Here is a 16,710-nt window from a genome sequence, read left to right on the forward strand (position 1 = left end):
TCCCTAACTCTCACGTGAGCTCTTTGACTGCCGGCCTTCGGTCAGGCGGGAACGCGAACGATAGCTCTCAAGCCACCGCTCGGACTGTCGTCCAGCGTGACATTGCCGCCATGCGAGCGGGCGATGTCGCGGGCGATCGCTAGGCCGAGGCCGGTTCCGGACGCATCGAGATTGCGGGCCTCGTCGAGCCTGTGGAATGGCTTGAACACATCCTCGCGGGATTGCGCAGGAACGCCCGGGCCGTCGTCATCGAGGGTCAATGTCAGCCACTTGGCGCTGTGGCGCGCATCGATATGCAGGTTGTCTGCGTAGCGCTGGCTGTTTGAGACGAGGTTTCCGAGCAGGCGGTTGAAGGCGTTCGGCCTGACGGCGATCTCGTCGTCGCCCTCGATGTGGTAGGTGAGGATCTGCCCGTGCAGGCTGAAGCTCGCGCGGAATTTCTCGAGAAGCTCGCTCAGATACAGCGTACCGAAATCCTCCTCGGCCTCGCCCTTGGCAAACGCCAGGTAGCCTTCCAGCATGGACTGCATGTCTTCGACATCCTGTTCCATGCCGGCGAGTTCCGGCTTGTTGCCGGCAAGCGCCAGCTGCAGTTTGAAGCGGGTGAGGATGGTGCGAAGGTCGTGGCTGATGCCGGCCAGCATCGCGGTGCGCTGCTCCATCTGCCGTTCGAGCCGTTCGCGCATCTGGATGAAGGCAAGGCCTGCGCGCCTTACCTCGTCTGCGCCGCGCGGCGAAAAGCCTTCGGTCTTTTGTCCCTTGCCGAAACTTTCCGCCGCCTGGGCAAGTCTCAGGATCGGGCGGATCTGGCCGCGCAGGAACAGGATCGAAATCACCACCAGCACGAAGGCGGTGCCGATCATCCAGATCAGGAAGATGTGGGTGTTGGACGCGTAGGTAGAGCCGCGTCTGGCAAACACCCGCAGCACCCGTTCGTCCATTTTTACGCGGATCTCGACGAGCCGACTGTCGCCTACCGTATCGATCCAGAACGGCATGCGGATCTGACTGCTCAACTGTTCGGCAAGGATGTTGTCGAGGATCGCGAAGAAGGGGCGCTGGCGGGGCGGCGGGAGCTGGCCGTTCTCCTCGATTGCAATCGTCAGGCCGAGAGAGCTGTCGGCGATGCGGCTGACTTCGTTGTAGTTGCTATCCTGCGGATAATTGCGGATTATCTCGATAATGGCGGCGATGTCGCGAACGGTGCCTTCAGACAGGCGCTCTGTCACCATGCGCCAGTGGCGTTCCATGAACACCGCGGCGACGACTGTCTGGAGCAGGAGCACGGGGAGAATGACGATCAGCAGCGAACGGGTGTAGAGGCCCGTCGGCAGCCAGCGACGCAGCCAGCGCGTGAACGGACGCCAACCGGGGAGGGTAAACCGGCTGGTCTCTCGCTTCAGCGTGTTGAAAATTGCCATTCGCCGCCCGTTATCGTCCTGTCGTCGGTCTCTTGTGCATCAGTCGATACTCAGCCTGTACCCGATGCCACGCACGGTCTGGAGATAGACCGGGTTGGCGGGGTCTTCTTCGATCTTACGACGCAGCCGGTTGATCTGCACGTCGATTGTGCGCTCGCCGACATCCGTATCGTCCCCGATCAGTTCGTGGCGGGGGATCGTTTCGCCGGCGCGCAAGGCAAACAGCATCATGATTTCCTGTTCGCGGTCGGTCAGGCGGATCGTCTCGGCCGCCTTGCGCAGTTCCTTGCGCGGGATCGAGAAGGTGAACGGACCAAACATGATCTGCTCGATCTTCGGTGCATCGGCCGAGCTGCTGCGGCGCAGGATGTTGTTGATGCGCAAGACCAGTTCGCGCGGATCGAAGGGTTTTGACAGGTAATCGTCGGCACCTGCCTCGAGACCGGCGATGCGCGATTCTGCCTCGACCCGTGCCGTCAGGAGGATGACCGGGGTGGTCTTCTTTTCATAAAGCGACTGGGTGAGCGACAGGCCTGTTTCGCCCGGCATCATCACGTCGAGAATGATGAGGTCGAAATGCAGTCCTTCCAACTTGCGCCGCGCTTCGGCGGCATCTCCCGCGACCGTGATGCGGAAACCCTGCTCCACCAGATAGCGGTTGAGGAGATCGCGGATGCGGGTGTCGTCGTCGACAACGAGAAGGTGAGGGGCGTCGTCCAAAAGCGGTGTATTGGTCATCTGTCTGTCCCGGTCAGATATCCTGACTGATGTCGATATCAGAAATCACGAGGTTCGGGTCACGTCCACGCATCCGTTGAAGGAAAAGGGTTACGCTTTCCCGCATCCCGGGGGTGAAGTCTTCCATGGCGCGTGCGATACGCTTGGATTGCGGCTCGCACAGGGCCAGCGCCAGTTCGCGGCCGGCAAGGGTCGGATAGAGGCGGCGCTGTCTGCGATCCTTGGCCCCGGCCATCTGCCGGATATAGCCAGTCTCGATCAACTGCTTCAGGACGCGGGCGAGGCTCTGCTTGGTGATCTGCAGCAGATCAAGAAGATCCGTCACCATCATCCCCGGCTGGCGGCAGACGAAATAGACAACCCGATGGTGGGCGCGCCCCATGCCGATCTTCGCCAGGATAGCGTCCGGATCGGACACGAAGTCGCGATAGGCAAAGAAGAACAGCTCGATCGCTTCGAAATCGATCTGGCCCTCGTCGACCACGGGCATCTGTGGCGGGACTTTCTTGACGGCTTTTCCCGTCGCTGCAGGCGGCACGCCGTTTCCTTTCGCTCGCTACGTCTTCATCGTGTGAAGCTGTTTAACGTAATCCTTTTGCGCTGTCGCCCGTGATAAATCGCTCTGGCGGTCAAAATTCGACCGGTTGTGTTGCTTTCAGGGAGAACACGCACTTTCTTTTGCGCGCATGACTTGTCCGGCGGAACCTTTATCCCCAAGCGCCATTATTCCCAGCGAACGACTGGAGATTATTCAATGAACGCGCACACTTATTCCGCAATGCCGCCGATCGAGCTGAACCAGACCAAGGCCGAAGCTCATCCGCTGCGCCCGGTCTTCATCACGGTGATTGCGCTGAAAGTCGTCGTCTCGGCATTTCTGCTGGCGACTGTTTCGCTGGCCCCGCCGGTTGCTGCTGAAGGCACGTATCTGGCTGCCGCTATCAACTGATTTTGAGGCTGTCATCGGCAAGCCTTCCGGCTATGAAGAACGACAACGTTCAGGGCAGGACAGGCATTATGGGTCGATTGCAGGCGAGCGTCATTCACGTGACGCCATTTCAACAAAACTGTACCGTCTTCTTTGACGACGATACAAAGACAGGCGTCATTGTCGACCCAGGCGGTGACATCGGGGTTATTCTGGACCTCGTGCGCAAAAGTGGCATTACCCTTTCCGAGATCTGGCTGACCCACGGGCATATCGATCATGCCGGAGGCGCCGACGAACTTCGCGAAGTGCTCGGCATTCCGGTCGTCGGACCCCACCGCGACGATCTTCCCATTCTTGAAAATCTTGAAAAGCAGGCTCAGATGTTCGGTGTCGAGGGCGACGTCCGCAACGTCGTGCCTGATCGGTTTCTTGACGAAGGCGAAACAGTCTCGTTCGGCGAGCATGTGTTCGAGGTTTTTCATTGTCCGGGACATTCGCCCGGTCACGTCATCTTCTACAACAGAGATAACGCCTTCGCACATCTTGGTGACGTCCTGTTTGCCGGGTCGGTCGGACGGACTGATCTACCCGGAGGCGATCACGCGACGCTGATGGACTCGATCCGCACCAAGGTTCTGCGGCTGGGAGACGAGGTAGGTTTTCTCTGCGGTCACGGACCGGGAAGCCGGATCGGCGACGAGCGCCGCAGCAATCCATTCCTGAAGGGCCTGTAACCGGCAACCGGTATCACGTGCATAAAAAAACCCGGCATCACTGCCGGGCTCCAACTGGAATGAGCGAGCTTTTGAAGCTCAACCGGAGATCTGCAGATTGACGGCCTTGGGGCCTTTTCCGCGACGATCCGGTTCCGTGTCGAAGCTTACTTTCTGGTTTTCAGTCAGCCCGGACAGGCCGGAAGCCTGTACGGCGGAGATATGAACGAAGATATCGGCGCCACCGTTGTCTGGTTTGATAAAGCCGAATCCCTTGTCCGTATTGAAGAATTTCACAGTGCCAGTCTCGGCCATGCAGCAGGTCCTTTTCCTTCTGTCCGTGTTCAGCGGCGGACAGCATCAGAGTGTGCCCTCACGGGCGGCGGCAGGCAGCTTTAAGAAAGGGTCCCTGTGTTTACCGCGGCGACTGGCAGATAAGGTATAAAACCAAGCCCCCAGTTCCCGCCCGAAGTCTTGGCGCCTTCGGAGCGCGTCATTATAGGTCTTCCCATGCTCGTAAATTGCCCGAACATGGACAGAGTGCTGTGTTTATCAAAAATTGGCAAGAAAAAGTTTTTTGAAAGGCAGGCCCGTTCCAGCCTGCCTCATTTGGCCAAAAGCGCTGCAAATGCGGGCTTTGCGCATGGTCCGAAGGAAGTTGGATGGGCAACGGATCGCTGGCGATGCTTCGCCCGATCGGCTCTATGCGTGTTCGCGTCATGTTTGTAGCCGTTTCCCAACGTCTACACTCTCTGCGGGAAGTCCCACTGCGAACCGGTGAAGGTGCGGACGGCTAGCTGCCCTGATGTCTGCGGCCGAAGGTTTTCATCCGCTTGAGAGGGGTGGCCGACGGAAACGGGGCGGCGGCAGAGACGCGAATGGCGGATGCAGGCGAGGGGCTCATGTCGAGGTCGCCGCCGATGCGCGGCAGGCCGTGTTCCGGGAATGTCCTGTCGAACGTGGTCGGGGCGAGTTCAGGCCGAGCGAGTGCATATCCCTGCACGAGAGACGCGCCGAATTCCTCGCACACCTCCACCTGCCACATTTCCTCCAGTCCTTCGATGATCGGTTCGATCCCGTCATCCAGCATCTGCTGCAGGACGACGCGCAGGAGTGCTGCTCCTGCCGGATTGTCGAGAAAGTCGCGGACCCAGCCGGGTTCGAATTTGACGTAGTCAGGCTTCACCCGCTTGAGAAGCGCCAGATCGGACTCGCCCGCACCGTAATCATCGATCGCCACCTGGAAGCCGATGGCGCGCATGTGGCTGGTGAAGTCGGCGATGACGGCGGCGTTGGTCTCGGCGGTCTGGCGGATTTCGCAGACGATCCGGTTGACGGCAAGTCCGGCTTCGTGGCTCGCAAGTTTGATGCGTTCGACTTCGTGGCGCATGTCTTCGGGCGTGCGCACCAGACCCGGCTGGAACTTGACGAAGATCTTCGCCTGGCGTCTGTCGAGCCGGCCGGTGTTGAGAATATGGATCGTCCGGACCATGCTGTCGATATCGGCAACTTCGGCGGGATCAACGAGGCTGAAGAATTCGTGCGGGGGAACGGGCTCTTCGCCACGATAGGCGCGCACGAGCCCGACAAAGGCTTCGATGGCCAGCCGATTGCCGGGTTTCGACGTTCTGAAAATGGGCTGAAGCGCGGATCTGAGAATGAAAGGCCCGTACGCGGTCGACCATGCCCCGTCGTCGCCGCGAACCAGGTTGGCGAAAATGCTTCTCGATGCCATACCCGTACCGTCTCCTGCGCAATTTTGCAGATTGTAGGCGAGACGGGTTACGCGGTCGTAAATACGCGTCCGAAGGTTTTAATCAGCGACATTGATGGCATTCATTCATGCTTTTTTCTTGAAAGGCGCCGGTTCATTCTCCATACAGCTTGAGGCGGCCGCTCGGCGGCGAATGAGCGCACCCCGCCGTAGTGTTCAATCAGCCCAGGACCGAAACGACATGGCCTTTCTTGCCGACGCCCTTTCCCGTGTAAAGCCTTCAGCGACAATCGCTGTTTCCCAGAAAGCTCGCGAACTGAAGGCGAAAGGGCGTGATATTATCGGTCTCGGTGCCGGTGAGCCCGATTTCGACACGCCTGATAATGTGAAGCAGGCCGCGATCGACGCGATCAACCGCGGCGAAACCAAGTACACGCCGGTTTCGGGGATTCCAGAGCTGCGCAAGGCGATCGTCGACAAGTTCAAGCGCGAAAACAACCTCGACTACAAGGTCGAGCAGACCATCGTCGGAACCGGCGGAAAGCAGATTCTGTTCAATGCCTTCATGGCGACGATGAATGCAGGGGATGAAGTGATCATCCCAGCACCCTACTGGGTTTCCTACCCGGAAATGGTCTCGATCTGCGGCGGCACGCCGGTAACGATTTCGACCAAGCAGGAAAACAACTTCAAGCTGACGGCCGAAGAGCTGGAAAGCGTGATCACGCCGAAGACCAAGTGGTTCATCTTCAACTCGCCGTCGAACCCGACGGGCGCTGCCTATAGCGCGGATGAATTGAAGTCGCTGACCGACGTGCTGCTGAAGCATCCCCATGTTTGGATCCTGACCGACGACATGTACGAGCACCTGACCTTCGGCGACTTCAAGTTCGCGACGCCGGTCGAAGTGGAGCCGAAGCTCTACGACCGGACGCTGACGATGAACGGTGTTTCCAAGGCCTATGCGATGACCGGCTGGCGCATCGGCTATGCTGCCGGTCCGATCGAACTGATCAAGGCCATGGACATGATCCAGGGCCAGCAGACCTCGGGCGCATCGTCTATCGCACAGTGGGCGGCTGTCGAGGCGCTCAACGGTCCGCAGGATTTCGTGACCAAGAACAAGGCGATCTTCGAAGGCCGCCGCGATCTCGTCGTGTCGATGCTTAACCAGGCATCCGGCATCGTTTGCCCGAAGCCTGAAGGCGCATTCTACGTCTATCCGTCCTGCGCCGGCCTGATCGGCAAGACGGCTCCGACCGGCAAAGTCATCGAAACGGACGAGGATTTCGTGTCCGAGCTCCTGGAATCGGAAGGTGTCGCCGTGGTTCACGGATCGGCCTTCGGTCTCGGCCCGAACTTCCGCATCTCCTACGCGACGTCGGAAGACATTCTCGAAGAAGCCTGCAAGCGCATCCAGCGCTTCTGCGCAGCCTGCAAGTAAGTTTCGAGACACGAGTTTGATGGGAGAGCCCGGCCAAGCGCCGGGCTTTTTCGTGAGTGGTGGTCCAGTGGAGGGAAGGTCGGGGCGGGCCACGGCTATAGCCCCGACCGAGCCCCTTTTCGAGGATCCTGCGTTTAAGCCTTGGTTAGCTTGACGATCGTCGAGGAGCCGGAACGGGTTTCGGTGACGGCGTAGACGGCGCCATCGGGGCCGACCTTGACGTCGCGGATGCGGGCCTTGAGCGGAACGTGTTCTTCGTGGCTCACCTTGTCGCCATCCATATGCAGGACCACCACGCCCTGGGTTACCAGACCGCCGACCAGGAATGCGCCCTTCCATTCGGGGATCGCATCGCCATTGTAGAAGGCCATACCGGAGGGGCCGATGACCGGATCCCAGTAATAGACGGGCTGTTCGGTCTGAGCCTTCTCGGTGATGCCGTCGCCTACCTTGCCGCCGCTATATTCGACGCCGTAGGTGACCTCCGGCCAGCCGTAGTTCTTGCCGGCTTCCGGTCGGTTCAACTCATCGCCGCCCTTGGGGCCATGTTCGACCGTCCAGAGGCGGCCGTTGCCATCGAGTGCTGCTGACTGGAGATTGCGGTGGCCGTAGGACCAGATTTCCGGCCGCGCTTCGGCCTGATCAACGAATGGATTGTCGGGCAGGGCCTTGCCGTCCATGTCGATGCGGAAGACTTTTCCAAGACCGCTTTTGAGATCCTGTGCCTGGACACGCGGCTCCGGATCGGACCGCTCGCCGACCGTGACATAGAGCTCGTTGTTGGGGCCAAAGGTGAGGCGCGAGCCGAAATGCTTGTTGCCGTCATAGCTTGGCATCTGCTGGAAGATCACCTTGACGTTTTCCAGCTTGCCGCCGCCATCGTCGTTGGCGACGAGCTTGGCGGAGGCGACGGATGTGCCGTTGCCGTCTTCACGCTCTTCTGAGAAGGAGAAGAAGATCATTCCGGATGTTTCGTAGTCCGGTGCGAGCGCCACGTCGAGAAGACCGCCCTGGCCAGCGGACAGGACTTTCGGAACGCCTTCGATCGCAGGGCCGGGCTTGCCGTCCTTGATGATATGCATCGCGCCTTCCTTGGCGGTCACCAGCATGCGGCCATCGGGGAGAAATTCCATAGACCAGATGTGCGGAAGCCCTTCGGCAACGACTTCGGTGGTGATCTTAGGCATTTCCGCCGGCTGCGCTGCGCGGGTCTGACCGGTGAAGGCAGGTTTTTGATCCTTCGCATTTGGAGCGCCTGTTTCAACCGGTTTGCCACTGGTTTGCGCCATTGCGGGAGCGCCGACCAGTGCGAGAGCCAGGGCCGTGCCTGCAAGGAAGATGTTCGTGCGTTTCATGGGTCACCTCCGGACTTTGTCTTGATGCCTTTCAGTGGCGATCGCTCGCCAGACATTGTCCCATCTAGGGCGGCCAGTCCCGAAGACCGAACACAGGGTGTTCAACTCTTCTTTATTGCAGATGTCACAATCCGATCATCGTCAGCATGATGAAGGTCGCAAACAGCACAAAATGGGTCATGCCCTCGATTGCGTTGGTCTGGCCGTCGTTGAGGTTGATCGCCGCAACCACGAGCGTGATCGCTACCATCACCGTCTGGACCGGCGTCATCGCCATGATGAAGGGCTGGCCGGTATAGAGCGCGATGCCTTCCATGACCGGGACGGTGAGAATGACTGTTGAGAGCGACGCGCCCATGGCGATGTTGACGACCGACTGCATGCGGTTCTTGAGCGCCGCCCGCATGGCGGTCAGGATTTCAGGCGCGGCGGAGATTGCGGCGACAACCACGGCGGTCAGTGCGATCGGGGCGCCGGAGCCTTCCAGGCCTTCGCCCATGAAGACCGACATGGATTCCGCCAGGAAGCCGATGATCAGAACGCCCAGAAGAATTATGCCGATCGATACGGCCGCGGAATCCTCGGCGGCCTCCTCCTGAGGCGCGGACGCTGTCCCGGCGGCTGCCGCCTTCTGGGTCCGCGGATAGGTGTAGCTGAAGAAGTAGCTGTGCGGCCCGACCTGCATCTTGAGAAAGACGCCGTAGAGCGCGATCATCGCGCAGATGGTAAAGGCGGAATAGTAGTGCCAGCTTTCACGCGGTACGAATTCCGGCACGATCATCGAAATGCCTACCGCCGTCATGATCATGACAGTGTAGGTGCGGCTTGAATCGTCGTTATAGGGTTGCTCGCCATGGCGCAGGCCACCGAGCAGGGCCGCGAGGCCAAGAATGCCGTTGATATCCAGCATCACCGCCGAATAGATCGTGTCGCGCACCAGCGTCGGTGAGGAATTCGAACCCATCATGATGGCGAGGATCAGGACCTCGACCGCCACCGCGGACAGGGTGAGGATCATCGTGCCATAGGGGTCGCCAACCTTGTGCGCCAAAACCTCCGCATGATGCGCGACACGTGTCGATGCAACCACGATCACGCCGACGAAGAGCGCTGCTGCGATCAGCGACACCGTCTTTCCGGCCTCCAGAATTGAGTGTTCGATGAAGAAGCCGAGAATGGCGACAACGAGGGCGATCAGCAGGAATTTCTCCTGCCGGAGGTGGGTCGCGATTTGCACTGGAAGCTCCTGGAAACGATCTCGGAGAAACTAGGGTTGTCGGTCGACCTGCACAGAGGACGGTTTGCGATAATCGGTCTTTGGTGCCATTATCCTCGCCAGTGGAAGGAACTTCGCGGCGTATTCCGGCTTTTTTGCACTACGCGGCCTTCTGGACCGAGACCGGTCGGGCAGCCACGAAAAACATACAGGAGGATCTATGACCAAGGTCGTTTACACAATCGTGCCACATGATGGCGGCTGGGCCTATCGACTGGGCGACGTTTATTCCGAAACATTCCCGAACCACAACGACGCGCTGCAGGCGGCCCGGATTGTGGCTGCCGAACAGCAGGTGGGTGGTGAGCCCGAAGAGATCAGCTGGCAGGACGCAAAGGGCGTCTGGCACACCGAGCACAGCGACGGCGGTGACCGTCCCGAAGCCGAAGTTGTGGATGGCGATCAGGCGGACGCGCGCTAAGCATTCGCTGCGACCAAAAAGAAGGCCATGCCCGGCGTTTGTGCCAGGCATGGCCGATTTCAGACAGTCGGGCCTAAAGCTTAGGCTTCTGCTGATTCAAGGGACGGGTAGTCGGTATAACCCTTAGCGCCGCCGCCGTAGAATGTGTTCTTGTCCGGCTCGTTGAGCGGCGCGTTTGTCTTGAAACGCTCGACCAGATCCGGGTTGGCAATGAACAGCTTGCCGAAAGCGACGCCATCCACATAGCCGCTAGCTACAGCCTTTTCAGCCGTATCCTTTTCATAGCCATTGTTGACCACCCAGGCGCCGGTGCCGCCGGCGTTGCGGTAGGTATCCTTCAGTTCCTGGTAATCGAACGGCTTGCCGCCCTGGACATAGTCGCGGTCACCACCGGTCGCACCCTCGATGACGTGGATGAAGGACAGGTTGCGGGTCGCCAGTTCCTTGACCAGATAGTCGAAGACCGTCTGCGGCGCATCTTCGGTGATGTTGTTGGCAGGCGTAACAGGCGACAGGCGAATGCCGACGCGACCGCTGCCGATGGCTGCAGCGACGGCGTCAACGACTTCGAGCGCGAACCGGGCGCGGTTCTCGACGGAGCCACCGTATTCGTCTTCGCGGAGGTTGGCGCCAGTCTTCAGGAACTGGTCGATGAGGTAGCCGTTGGCGCCGTGGATTTCGACGCCGTCAAAGCCGGCCTCGATCGCAGCCTTTGCACCGGCAGCAAAATCGGCAACGACGCCCGGGATCTCGGAAAGTTCGAGAGCGCGCGGCTCCGATGTATCGGCAAACGCGCCGCTGCCATCCGGGTTGATGATGTAGGTCTTGCCCTTGGCGCCCAGTGCGGAAGGCGCGACGGGTGCGCCTTCATTCGGCTGCAGCGAGGTATGCGAAACGCGACCGACGTGCCAGATCTGGGTAACGATCTTGCCGCCCTTCTTGTGAACGGCTTCCGTCACCTTCTTCCAGCCGTCGATGGCCGGAGCGAGGTAAAGGCCCGGAACGTCGGCATAGCCCTGTCCCTGCTGGCTGACCGGGGTGCCCTCGGTGATGATGAGGCCCGCCGAGGCGCGCTGTTCGTAATAGGCGATGTTGAGATCGTTGGGGATCGCCTTCGGCGAACGGTTGCGGGTGAGCGGCGCCATGACGACGCGGTTCTTCAGTTCGATGTCGCCGAACTTTACCGGTTCAAAGAGTGAGGTCACAGGAATATCCTTCCATGCTGCTTTGGGAGTGATTGAGTTAAGGGGTGGCATTCAGAGAGCGGAGCGAAGATTGGTCACGAAGTCTGCGATCTTCTCCTCGTCGCGGCTGTAGAACGCCCATTGACCAACCCGGCTCGTTTTCACGAGGCCGGCTTTTTCGAGGGTCGAAAGGTGCGCAGAGACGGTCGATTGCGACAGACCACATCGTCTTTCGAACTGCTTGGCACAGATGCCCATTTCGAGCGGATGATCCTGATCGGAAAAATGCTGCTCGGGCTGCTTCATCCATTCGAGGAACTCAATCCTCGTCGGATGGGACAGTGCTTTCAGTATCTCGGTGCGATCCATCGTCTTTCCATATCGTCTCTAACCGATATATAGATCGTCTGAAGACGATTTAAAGGAATGACGTTCCCATTTTTTTGGAGGAAGGCAAAAAAAAGGGCCTCCAGATTGCTCCGAGGCCCGTCAGGTGTGAAGGTCTAAAACCTCCAGAGGGGAACAGCCGGCGCTGATAACGGGGACGTCATCAATTGCTCCGGCTGATCCCTATATGGGCGCAGCGATTTGTGAGAGCAAGGGGGGTGGCCGAAATATTGACCGTTTCGGTCCAATTTCTCTGGCAGGCAGCCGAGGATTGCGGCGGGCCGGCAAACCGCAGGGCAAAAAAAGAGGGCCACAGGATCACTCCAGGGCCCTTATAATTATGAAGGTTAAAAACAACCTCCAGAGGGGAACAGCTGCTGCGGTGGAACTGGGAGGAAAGCCACCATATGCATCAGCTGAGTGCGATATGATGGTTTTTTGGGCAAGCGGCAACGCTTTTTTGCGCAGGACTGCCATGCACGTTCTGCACAGCTTACTCTAGTCACTGAGTCGTGTATGAAATCGCTGCGAGAATCCCGGTTCCCATTCTGAGCGAAACGTCTTCGACAGCGATCAGAAATTCCAGTTACGCGCCTTGGCGACGATAAAATCGCGGAAGACCTTCAGCTTGGCAGCGTTCTTCATTTCATCCGGGTAGCAGAAGTAAGTGTCGAATGAAGGGATGTCGGCGCTCAGCGTCAGCTGGATCAACCCAGGGTCGCGGCCGACGATATAGTCGGGCAGGCAAGCGATGCCGATACCAAGCAGGCAGGCTCGTTTGATCGAGGTCTGGCTGTTGATCTGCAGGTGGGGCGTGCGGGTATTGTCCGAAGAACGGCCGGCGGATTCAAGCCAGTTGACGTCGAGAAGGTAATTCGGGGCAGGCTCGCCGAAGGAAATGATGCGGTGGGTGTCGAGGTCCTCGACCGACTGCGGTTCGCCATAGCGGTTGATATAGGAGGGGGCTGCATAGACGTGCATGTGCACGGTGAACAGCTTGCGCTGGATCAGGTCCGACTGCTGCGGCTGGCGAAGGCGGATGGCGCAGTCCGCATGGCGCATGTTGACGTCGACTTCCTCGTTATCGAGGATGAGCTGGATCGACATTTCCGGATAAAGCTGCAGGAACTCCTGCACCTTGTCGGTGAGCCAGCCCTGGCCAAGGCCGACCGTCGTCGTGACGCGCAGCTTGCCCGACGGCTTTTCCGTCGTCTCGGTCAGCTGCATCTTCACGGTCTCGAGCTTCAGAAGCACGTCATGCGCGGTGCGATAAAGAAGCTCTCCCTGTTCGGTGAGGATAAGGCCGCGGGCGTGGCGGTGGAACAGTTTGACGCCGACGTCCTGTTCCAGCGCGCTGACCTGCCGGCTGATTGCCGACTGGGACAGATGCAGCTTGTCTGCTGCATGGGTGAAGGATCCCGCCTCCGCCGCAGCGTGGAAGATGCGCAGCTTGTCCCAGTCGAGAGGTACGCCCATGCTTACTCCGCAGCAATGGCAACCGGCTGAATGCCGGCGAGGTAACGTTCGGCTTCGAGCGCTGCCATGCAGCCCATGCCGGCGGCGGTGATCGCCTGTCGGAAGGTGTCGTCGGTGACGTCGCCCGCGGCAAACACGCCGGGAACGTCGGTCATTGTTGAATCAGGCGCCGTCCAGAGATAGCCGCCGTTCTTCATCTTCAGCTTGTCCCTGAAGAGTTCGGTCGCCGGCGCATGGCCGATCGCCACGAACACGCCGTCGATCGGCTGATCGGAGATCGTGCCGGTCCTGGTATCACGCAGGCGCACACCCTCGACCGATGGCGGCAGTGGTGCGCGGGCCGGCTTGCCGGTGACCTCGGCGATTTCGGTGTTCCACATCACCTTGACGTTGGGGCGCTGGAACAGGCGCTCGGACAGGATCTTCTCCGAGCGGAACGAGTCCCGCCGATGCACGACCGTCACGGTCTTGGCGATATTGGAGAGATAGAGCGCTTCCTCGACTGCGGAATTGCCGCCGCCAACCACGATGACGTCCTTGTTGCGATAGAAGAAGCCGTCGCATGTGGCGCAGGCGGAGACGCCAAAACCCTGGAACTGCTGCTCGCTTTCGATGCCAAGCCATTTGGCCTTCGCACCGGTCGCGATGATGATCGTATCGGCAGTCCAGACGGTGCCGGAATCGGTGCGGACCGTGAAGGGGCGATGATTCATCTCGACCTCGGTCACGAGATCGTTGACGATCTCGGTGCCCACATGGACCGCCTGCTGCAGCATCTGCTCCATCAGCCAGGGACCCTGGATCGGATCGGCAAAGCCCGGATAGTTTTCAACGTCCGTGGTGATCATCAGCTGACCACCCTGTTCCATGCCTGCAATCAAGACCGGCTTCAGCATCGCACGCGCTGCGTACACCGCAGCTGTATAGCCGGCGGGGCCGGAACCGATGATCAGAACCTCTGTATGACGGGCGGACATGATGACGTTTCCTTTCCAAGACCGTGTCGGGCGCGTGGCGCCGCTTCCTCATATAGGAAGCCATTATTCGGTCTGCCGCTTTTGACACGTCATGTAAGGGCCATCCATGCAACATTGCAAGGGCAGCCTTGCGATAACAACAAGACAGTTGGAACTGCCCGGTAGAAACGTCAGGCCAACTGCGATTGGATGTGTCTCCAGGTGCACCTCGGTTGACAACAACTGGACCGGCGCGCGAAATTTTCTTGCGTCGGAACGATGTTATTGTATGTCTTCGCGACACCGAGATGGATACCCGGGAGCCTGCGTGCTCCCGTCAATTTTGAAGGCAGGCACTACACATGGTCGTGAAAGTCGAACTCGATACCATCGACCTGAAGATCCTTCGCGAATTGCAGAAGGACGGACGCATGACCAATGTCGAGCTGTCCGAACGGGTCGGCATATCGGCGCCGCCCTGTCTGCGGCGCGTTCGCAAGCTGGAAGAGAACGGCATCATCAAGGGTTATCGCGCCATGCTGCAGGCGTCGCTGCTCGGATACGATCTTGTCGCCTTCTGCATGGTGGGACTGAAGCAGCAGTCGGACAGCAAGCTGAAGGCCTTCGCGGCGGATATGGAAACGCGGACCTTGGTGCGTCAGGCCTGGATGGTCTCCGGCGAGACCGATTTCCTGCTGCAATGCGTGGCCGAGAACCTCACCGTCTTCCAGGATTTCGTCATCGAGGATCTGACCGCGGTCGACAATGTCGATACGGTTCGCACCATGCTGACGATCCGGCAGGTCAAGGATGCGCCGGTCGTGCAGATCTAGGGTCGTCTCGATCGAGATCGTCCGAGGGGCAGGGAGCAGAAACCAGAGCATGTCCAGCCACGACATCGAGCTTGTGATCACCTGGGTTGATGGTTCGGACCCGGATCATCGCGCGAAGCGCCTGCAATACGATGACGTTGCGTCGAGTTCGCACGCGGTGGCATCCAGCCCGACGCGGTTTGCCGATAACGGCGAGATCTACTATCTCATCGCCTCCGTGCTGAAATACGCGCCGTTCATCACCAAAATTCACATCGTCACGGACGGGCAGAAGCCGGAATTCGTCGACAGTTTTGCGCAGGCGGGTTTCTGCACGGAAGATTTCATCGCCATCGTTGATCACAAGGTGGTTTTCGACGGGCTTCCGGCCGTGCTGCCGACGTTCAATTCGCTGTCGATCGAGACTGCGGTCTGGAATATTCCGGGACTTTGCGAGAATTTCGTCTACAGCAATGACGACTTCTTTCTGAACGCTCCGACATCTGCCTCCGCGTTCTTTCGCGACGGCAAGCCGATGCTTTACGGGCGCGTGAAAAGCGGATTACGATCCCGCCTCAAGCAGTGCCTGCGGTGGTTCAAGCGGAAGCGGGCGGAAGCGTCCAACGCTGTTCCGAGCTTTACCGTCGCGCAGGAGAAGGGGGCAGAGCTGGCGGGTGCGAAGAGCCGGTTTCTGCAGGTCGGCCATTACTTTCATGCGGTCAGACGCTCAACGCTTGCCGATTACTATGCAGCGCATCCCGACGTGCTTCGCCAGCAGCTCTCCCATCGCTTTCGCAACATCGCCCAGCATTCGCCGGTTGCGCTTGCCAATCATCTCGAGATGGAGCGCTTTGGCGCGACCCCGTTACCCGAACACCGCACGGCCTATATCAAGCCGCGGCAGAAGCGGGCGACCGCACCTGTACTCGCCATGATCGAACAGGGCAGCGCCCCGTTCGGATGTATCCAGAGCCAGGACGAACTCAGCATCGAGCTTCGCCAGGCGCTGACTGACGTGATGATAACGAAATTTCACACCCATCTGCCGCACCGGCTTATCGAACACCTGCGGGCGGCAGACTGACGAGGTTACCGGTGTAGACAGGACTGCCGAGGCTACGGCAGCAAGACTTGGAGAACGTGCGTGGTACGCAAGAAGAGTAAGCTCGAGGCACTGCTGTCCTTCAACCGCTACCGCAAGCGCTGGGGAGCAGCAAAATACGCCAAGCTCGACCAGGATTACGCGGGCATGAAGCAGCGGCTGATCGAGGATTCGGATCGCGAGCACCGGTCGGGCAAGCAGAAGTCGCTCGACGATCACATGGCGAACCTGAGACTGGAGTTCAAAGGCCAGCCGGAACTGCTGTTCTATCATGCACAGCTTATCGTCCTGATGCGGCGCGAATATAATGTCCGGGAGACGTACCAGCAGTTCAAGACGCTGTGGCAGAATGAAGCGCCGTTCCTCACCGCGCATCTCGATCTGCGTTGGCTGATCTCCGCGAGCGACAGCATCGCCGATCTCGACGAGGACATGACGGCAAGGGCGATCGCCATGATCGGCTCGTCGCTTGCCAACACGATCAAGGTCTACGAGACCGACCGCTTTATCCATGGCGGCGACGAGCGTCCTGTCTCGCAAGCTGCGATCGAACAGACGCAAGGTGCGCCGATGCACAGGTTCAACGGGATGTATCTGTTCAAGGTGGGGACCGACGACACGCTGCGAAACATGCGCTGGCGGCTCGATCCGTTTTTCAAACAGGGGATTGCCGGCGAGATCGCGAAGGCGATCTACGACCGCCTGCAGGAGAACGACACGGCATTCAGCCGGTTACGAGCGCTCCACCACCGCGATCGCAGCGGGTGGTGGTAGAGCAGG

The 16,710-nt window shown here is 59.4% G+C and carries 18 protein-coding genes; 7 read left to right on the plus strand and 11 right to left on the minus strand.

The window, feature by feature from the left end; translation table 11 throughout:
- Nucleotides 1-41 precede the first annotated feature (41 nt).
- From ACQY1L_RS04690 to ACQY1L_RS04700, 3 genes are read right to left on the minus strand one after another with little or no spacing between them, the layout of a single operon-like run.
- A complete protein-coding gene (locus ACQY1L_RS04690) occupies nt 42-1,421 on the minus strand; it encodes an ATP-binding protein (RefSeq protein WP_430243050.1) in 1,380 nt (459 codons plus the stop codon).
- Between the two features lie 39 nt (nt 1,422-1,460).
- A complete protein-coding gene (locus tag ACQY1L_RS04695; RefSeq protein ID WP_062455827.1) occupies nt 1,461-2,159 on the minus strand; it encodes a response regulator in 699 nt (232 codons plus the stop codon).
- A gap of 13 nt (nt 2,160-2,172) precedes the next feature.
- Nucleotides 2,173-2,697: a MarR family winged helix-turn-helix transcriptional regulator gene (locus ACQY1L_RS04700; RefSeq protein WP_062582974.1), complete on the minus strand. Its 525-nt coding sequence runs from the start codon at nt 2,695-2,697 to the stop codon at nt 2,173-2,175.
- A gap of 216 nt (nt 2,698-2,913) precedes the next feature.
- Between ACQY1L_RS04700 and ACQY1L_RS04705 the strand changes: the two genes are divergently transcribed.
- Complete coding sequence (locus tag ACQY1L_RS04705) at nt 2,914-3,108, plus strand: hypothetical protein (protein ID WP_062455833.1); 195 nt, start codon at nt 2,914-2,916, stop codon at nt 3,106-3,108.
- 68 nt (nt 3,109-3,176) lie between these two features.
- On the plus strand, nt 3,177-3,824 hold the full coding sequence (locus tag ACQY1L_RS04710) for an MBL fold metallo-hydrolase (RefSeq protein WP_430261971.1): 648 nt from the start codon (nt 3,177-3,179) through the stop codon (nt 3,822-3,824).
- Nucleotides 3,825-3,902: 78 nt separating this feature from the next.
- On the opposite strand, the gene ACQY1L_RS04715 is transcribed toward ACQY1L_RS04710, so the two are convergent.
- Together ACQY1L_RS04715 and ACQY1L_RS04720 are read right to left on the minus strand one after the other, a co-directional pair.
- The gene (locus ACQY1L_RS04715) at nt 3,903-4,118 is read right to left on the minus strand and encodes a cold-shock protein (protein ID WP_006725577.1); all 216 of its coding nucleotides are present in this window, start codon (nt 4,116-4,118) and stop codon (nt 3,903-3,905) included.
- A 478-nt stretch (nt 4,119-4,596) separates the two neighbouring features.
- The gene (locus tag ACQY1L_RS04720) at nt 4,597-5,538 is read right to left on the minus strand and encodes an EAL domain-containing protein (RefSeq protein WP_062455836.1); all 942 of its coding nucleotides are present in this window, start codon (nt 5,536-5,538) and stop codon (nt 4,597-4,599) included.
- Nucleotides 5,539-5,758: 220 nt separating this feature from the next.
- On the opposite strand from ACQY1L_RS04720, the gene ACQY1L_RS04725 reads away from it, so the two are divergent.
- Entirely contained in the window at nt 5,759-6,961 is a 1,203-nt protein-coding gene (locus ACQY1L_RS04725; protein WP_062455840.1) for a pyridoxal phosphate-dependent aminotransferase, read from the plus strand.
- Between the two features lie 134 nt (nt 6,962-7,095).
- On the opposite strand, the gene ACQY1L_RS04730 is transcribed toward ACQY1L_RS04725, so the two are convergent.
- Both ACQY1L_RS04730 and ACQY1L_RS04735 read right to left on the minus strand, forming a co-directional pair.
- Nucleotides 7,096-8,316: a PQQ-dependent sugar dehydrogenase gene (locus ACQY1L_RS04730; RefSeq protein WP_430243056.1), complete on the minus strand. Its 1,221-nt coding sequence runs from the start codon at nt 8,314-8,316 to the stop codon at nt 7,096-7,098.
- 124 nt (nt 8,317-8,440) lie between these two features.
- Nucleotides 8,441-9,553 (minus strand): calcium:proton antiporter, encoded by a 1,113-nt coding sequence (locus ACQY1L_RS04735; RefSeq protein WP_430243058.1) that lies wholly within the window; start codon nt 9,551-9,553, stop codon nt 8,441-8,443.
- Nucleotides 9,554-9,752: 199 nt separating this feature from the next.
- Between ACQY1L_RS04735 and ACQY1L_RS04740 the strand changes: the two genes are divergently transcribed.
- On the plus strand, nt 9,753-10,013 hold the full coding sequence (locus ACQY1L_RS04740) for a DUF2188 domain-containing protein (RefSeq protein ID WP_062455848.1): 261 nt from the start codon (nt 9,753-9,755) through the stop codon (nt 10,011-10,013).
- A gap of 80 nt (nt 10,014-10,093) precedes the next feature.
- On the opposite strand, the gene ACQY1L_RS04745 is transcribed toward ACQY1L_RS04740, so the two are convergent.
- The 4 genes from ACQY1L_RS04745 to trxB form a co-directional block, all read right to left on the minus strand.
- On the minus strand, nt 10,094-11,218 hold the full coding sequence (locus ACQY1L_RS04745; RefSeq protein ID WP_430261973.1) for an alkene reductase: 1,125 nt from the start codon (nt 11,216-11,218) through the stop codon (nt 10,094-10,096).
- A 51-nt stretch (nt 11,219-11,269) separates the two neighbouring features.
- On the minus strand, nt 11,270-11,566 hold the full coding sequence (locus tag ACQY1L_RS04750) for an ArsR/SmtB family transcription factor (protein WP_062455854.1): 297 nt from the start codon (nt 11,564-11,566) through the stop codon (nt 11,270-11,272).
- Between the two features lie 591 nt (nt 11,567-12,157).
- Nucleotides 12,158-13,060 (minus strand): LysR family transcriptional regulator VtlR, encoded by a 903-nt coding sequence (locus ACQY1L_RS04755; protein WP_062455858.1) that lies wholly within the window; start codon nt 13,058-13,060, stop codon nt 12,158-12,160.
- Nucleotides 13,061-13,062: 2 nt separating this feature from the next.
- On the minus strand, nt 13,063-14,037 hold the full coding sequence (trxB, locus tag ACQY1L_RS04760) for a thioredoxin-disulfide reductase (protein ID WP_062455861.1): 975 nt from the start codon (nt 14,035-14,037) through the stop codon (nt 13,063-13,065).
- Between the two features lie 341 nt (nt 14,038-14,378).
- On the opposite strand from trxB, the gene ACQY1L_RS04765 reads away from it, so the two are divergent.
- Genes ACQY1L_RS04765 through ACQY1L_RS04775 form a run of 3 tightly spaced genes read left to right on the plus strand, consistent with a single transcriptional unit; the run spans nt 14,379 to nt 16,704 of the window.
- On the plus strand, nt 14,379-14,849 hold the full coding sequence (locus ACQY1L_RS04765) for an Lrp/AsnC family transcriptional regulator (RefSeq protein WP_062455864.1): 471 nt from the start codon (nt 14,379-14,381) through the stop codon (nt 14,847-14,849).
- Nucleotides 14,850-14,898: 49 nt separating this feature from the next.
- Complete coding sequence (locus tag ACQY1L_RS04770; protein ID WP_430243062.1) at nt 14,899-15,912, plus strand: Stealth CR1 domain-containing protein; 1,014 nt, start codon at nt 14,899-14,901, stop codon at nt 15,910-15,912.
- 60 nt (nt 15,913-15,972) lie between these two features.
- Nucleotides 15,973-16,704, plus strand: a complete 732-nt coding sequence (locus ACQY1L_RS04775; protein WP_430243064.1) for a hypothetical protein — start codon at nt 15,973-15,975, stop codon at nt 16,702-16,704.
- Nucleotides 16,705-16,710: the final 6 nt, after the last annotated feature.

The organism is Neorhizobium sp. DAR64862/K0K3, assembly GCF_050500185.1.
Classification (GTDB): domain Bacteria; phylum Pseudomonadota; class Alphaproteobacteria; order Rhizobiales; family Rhizobiaceae; genus Neorhizobium; species Neorhizobium soli.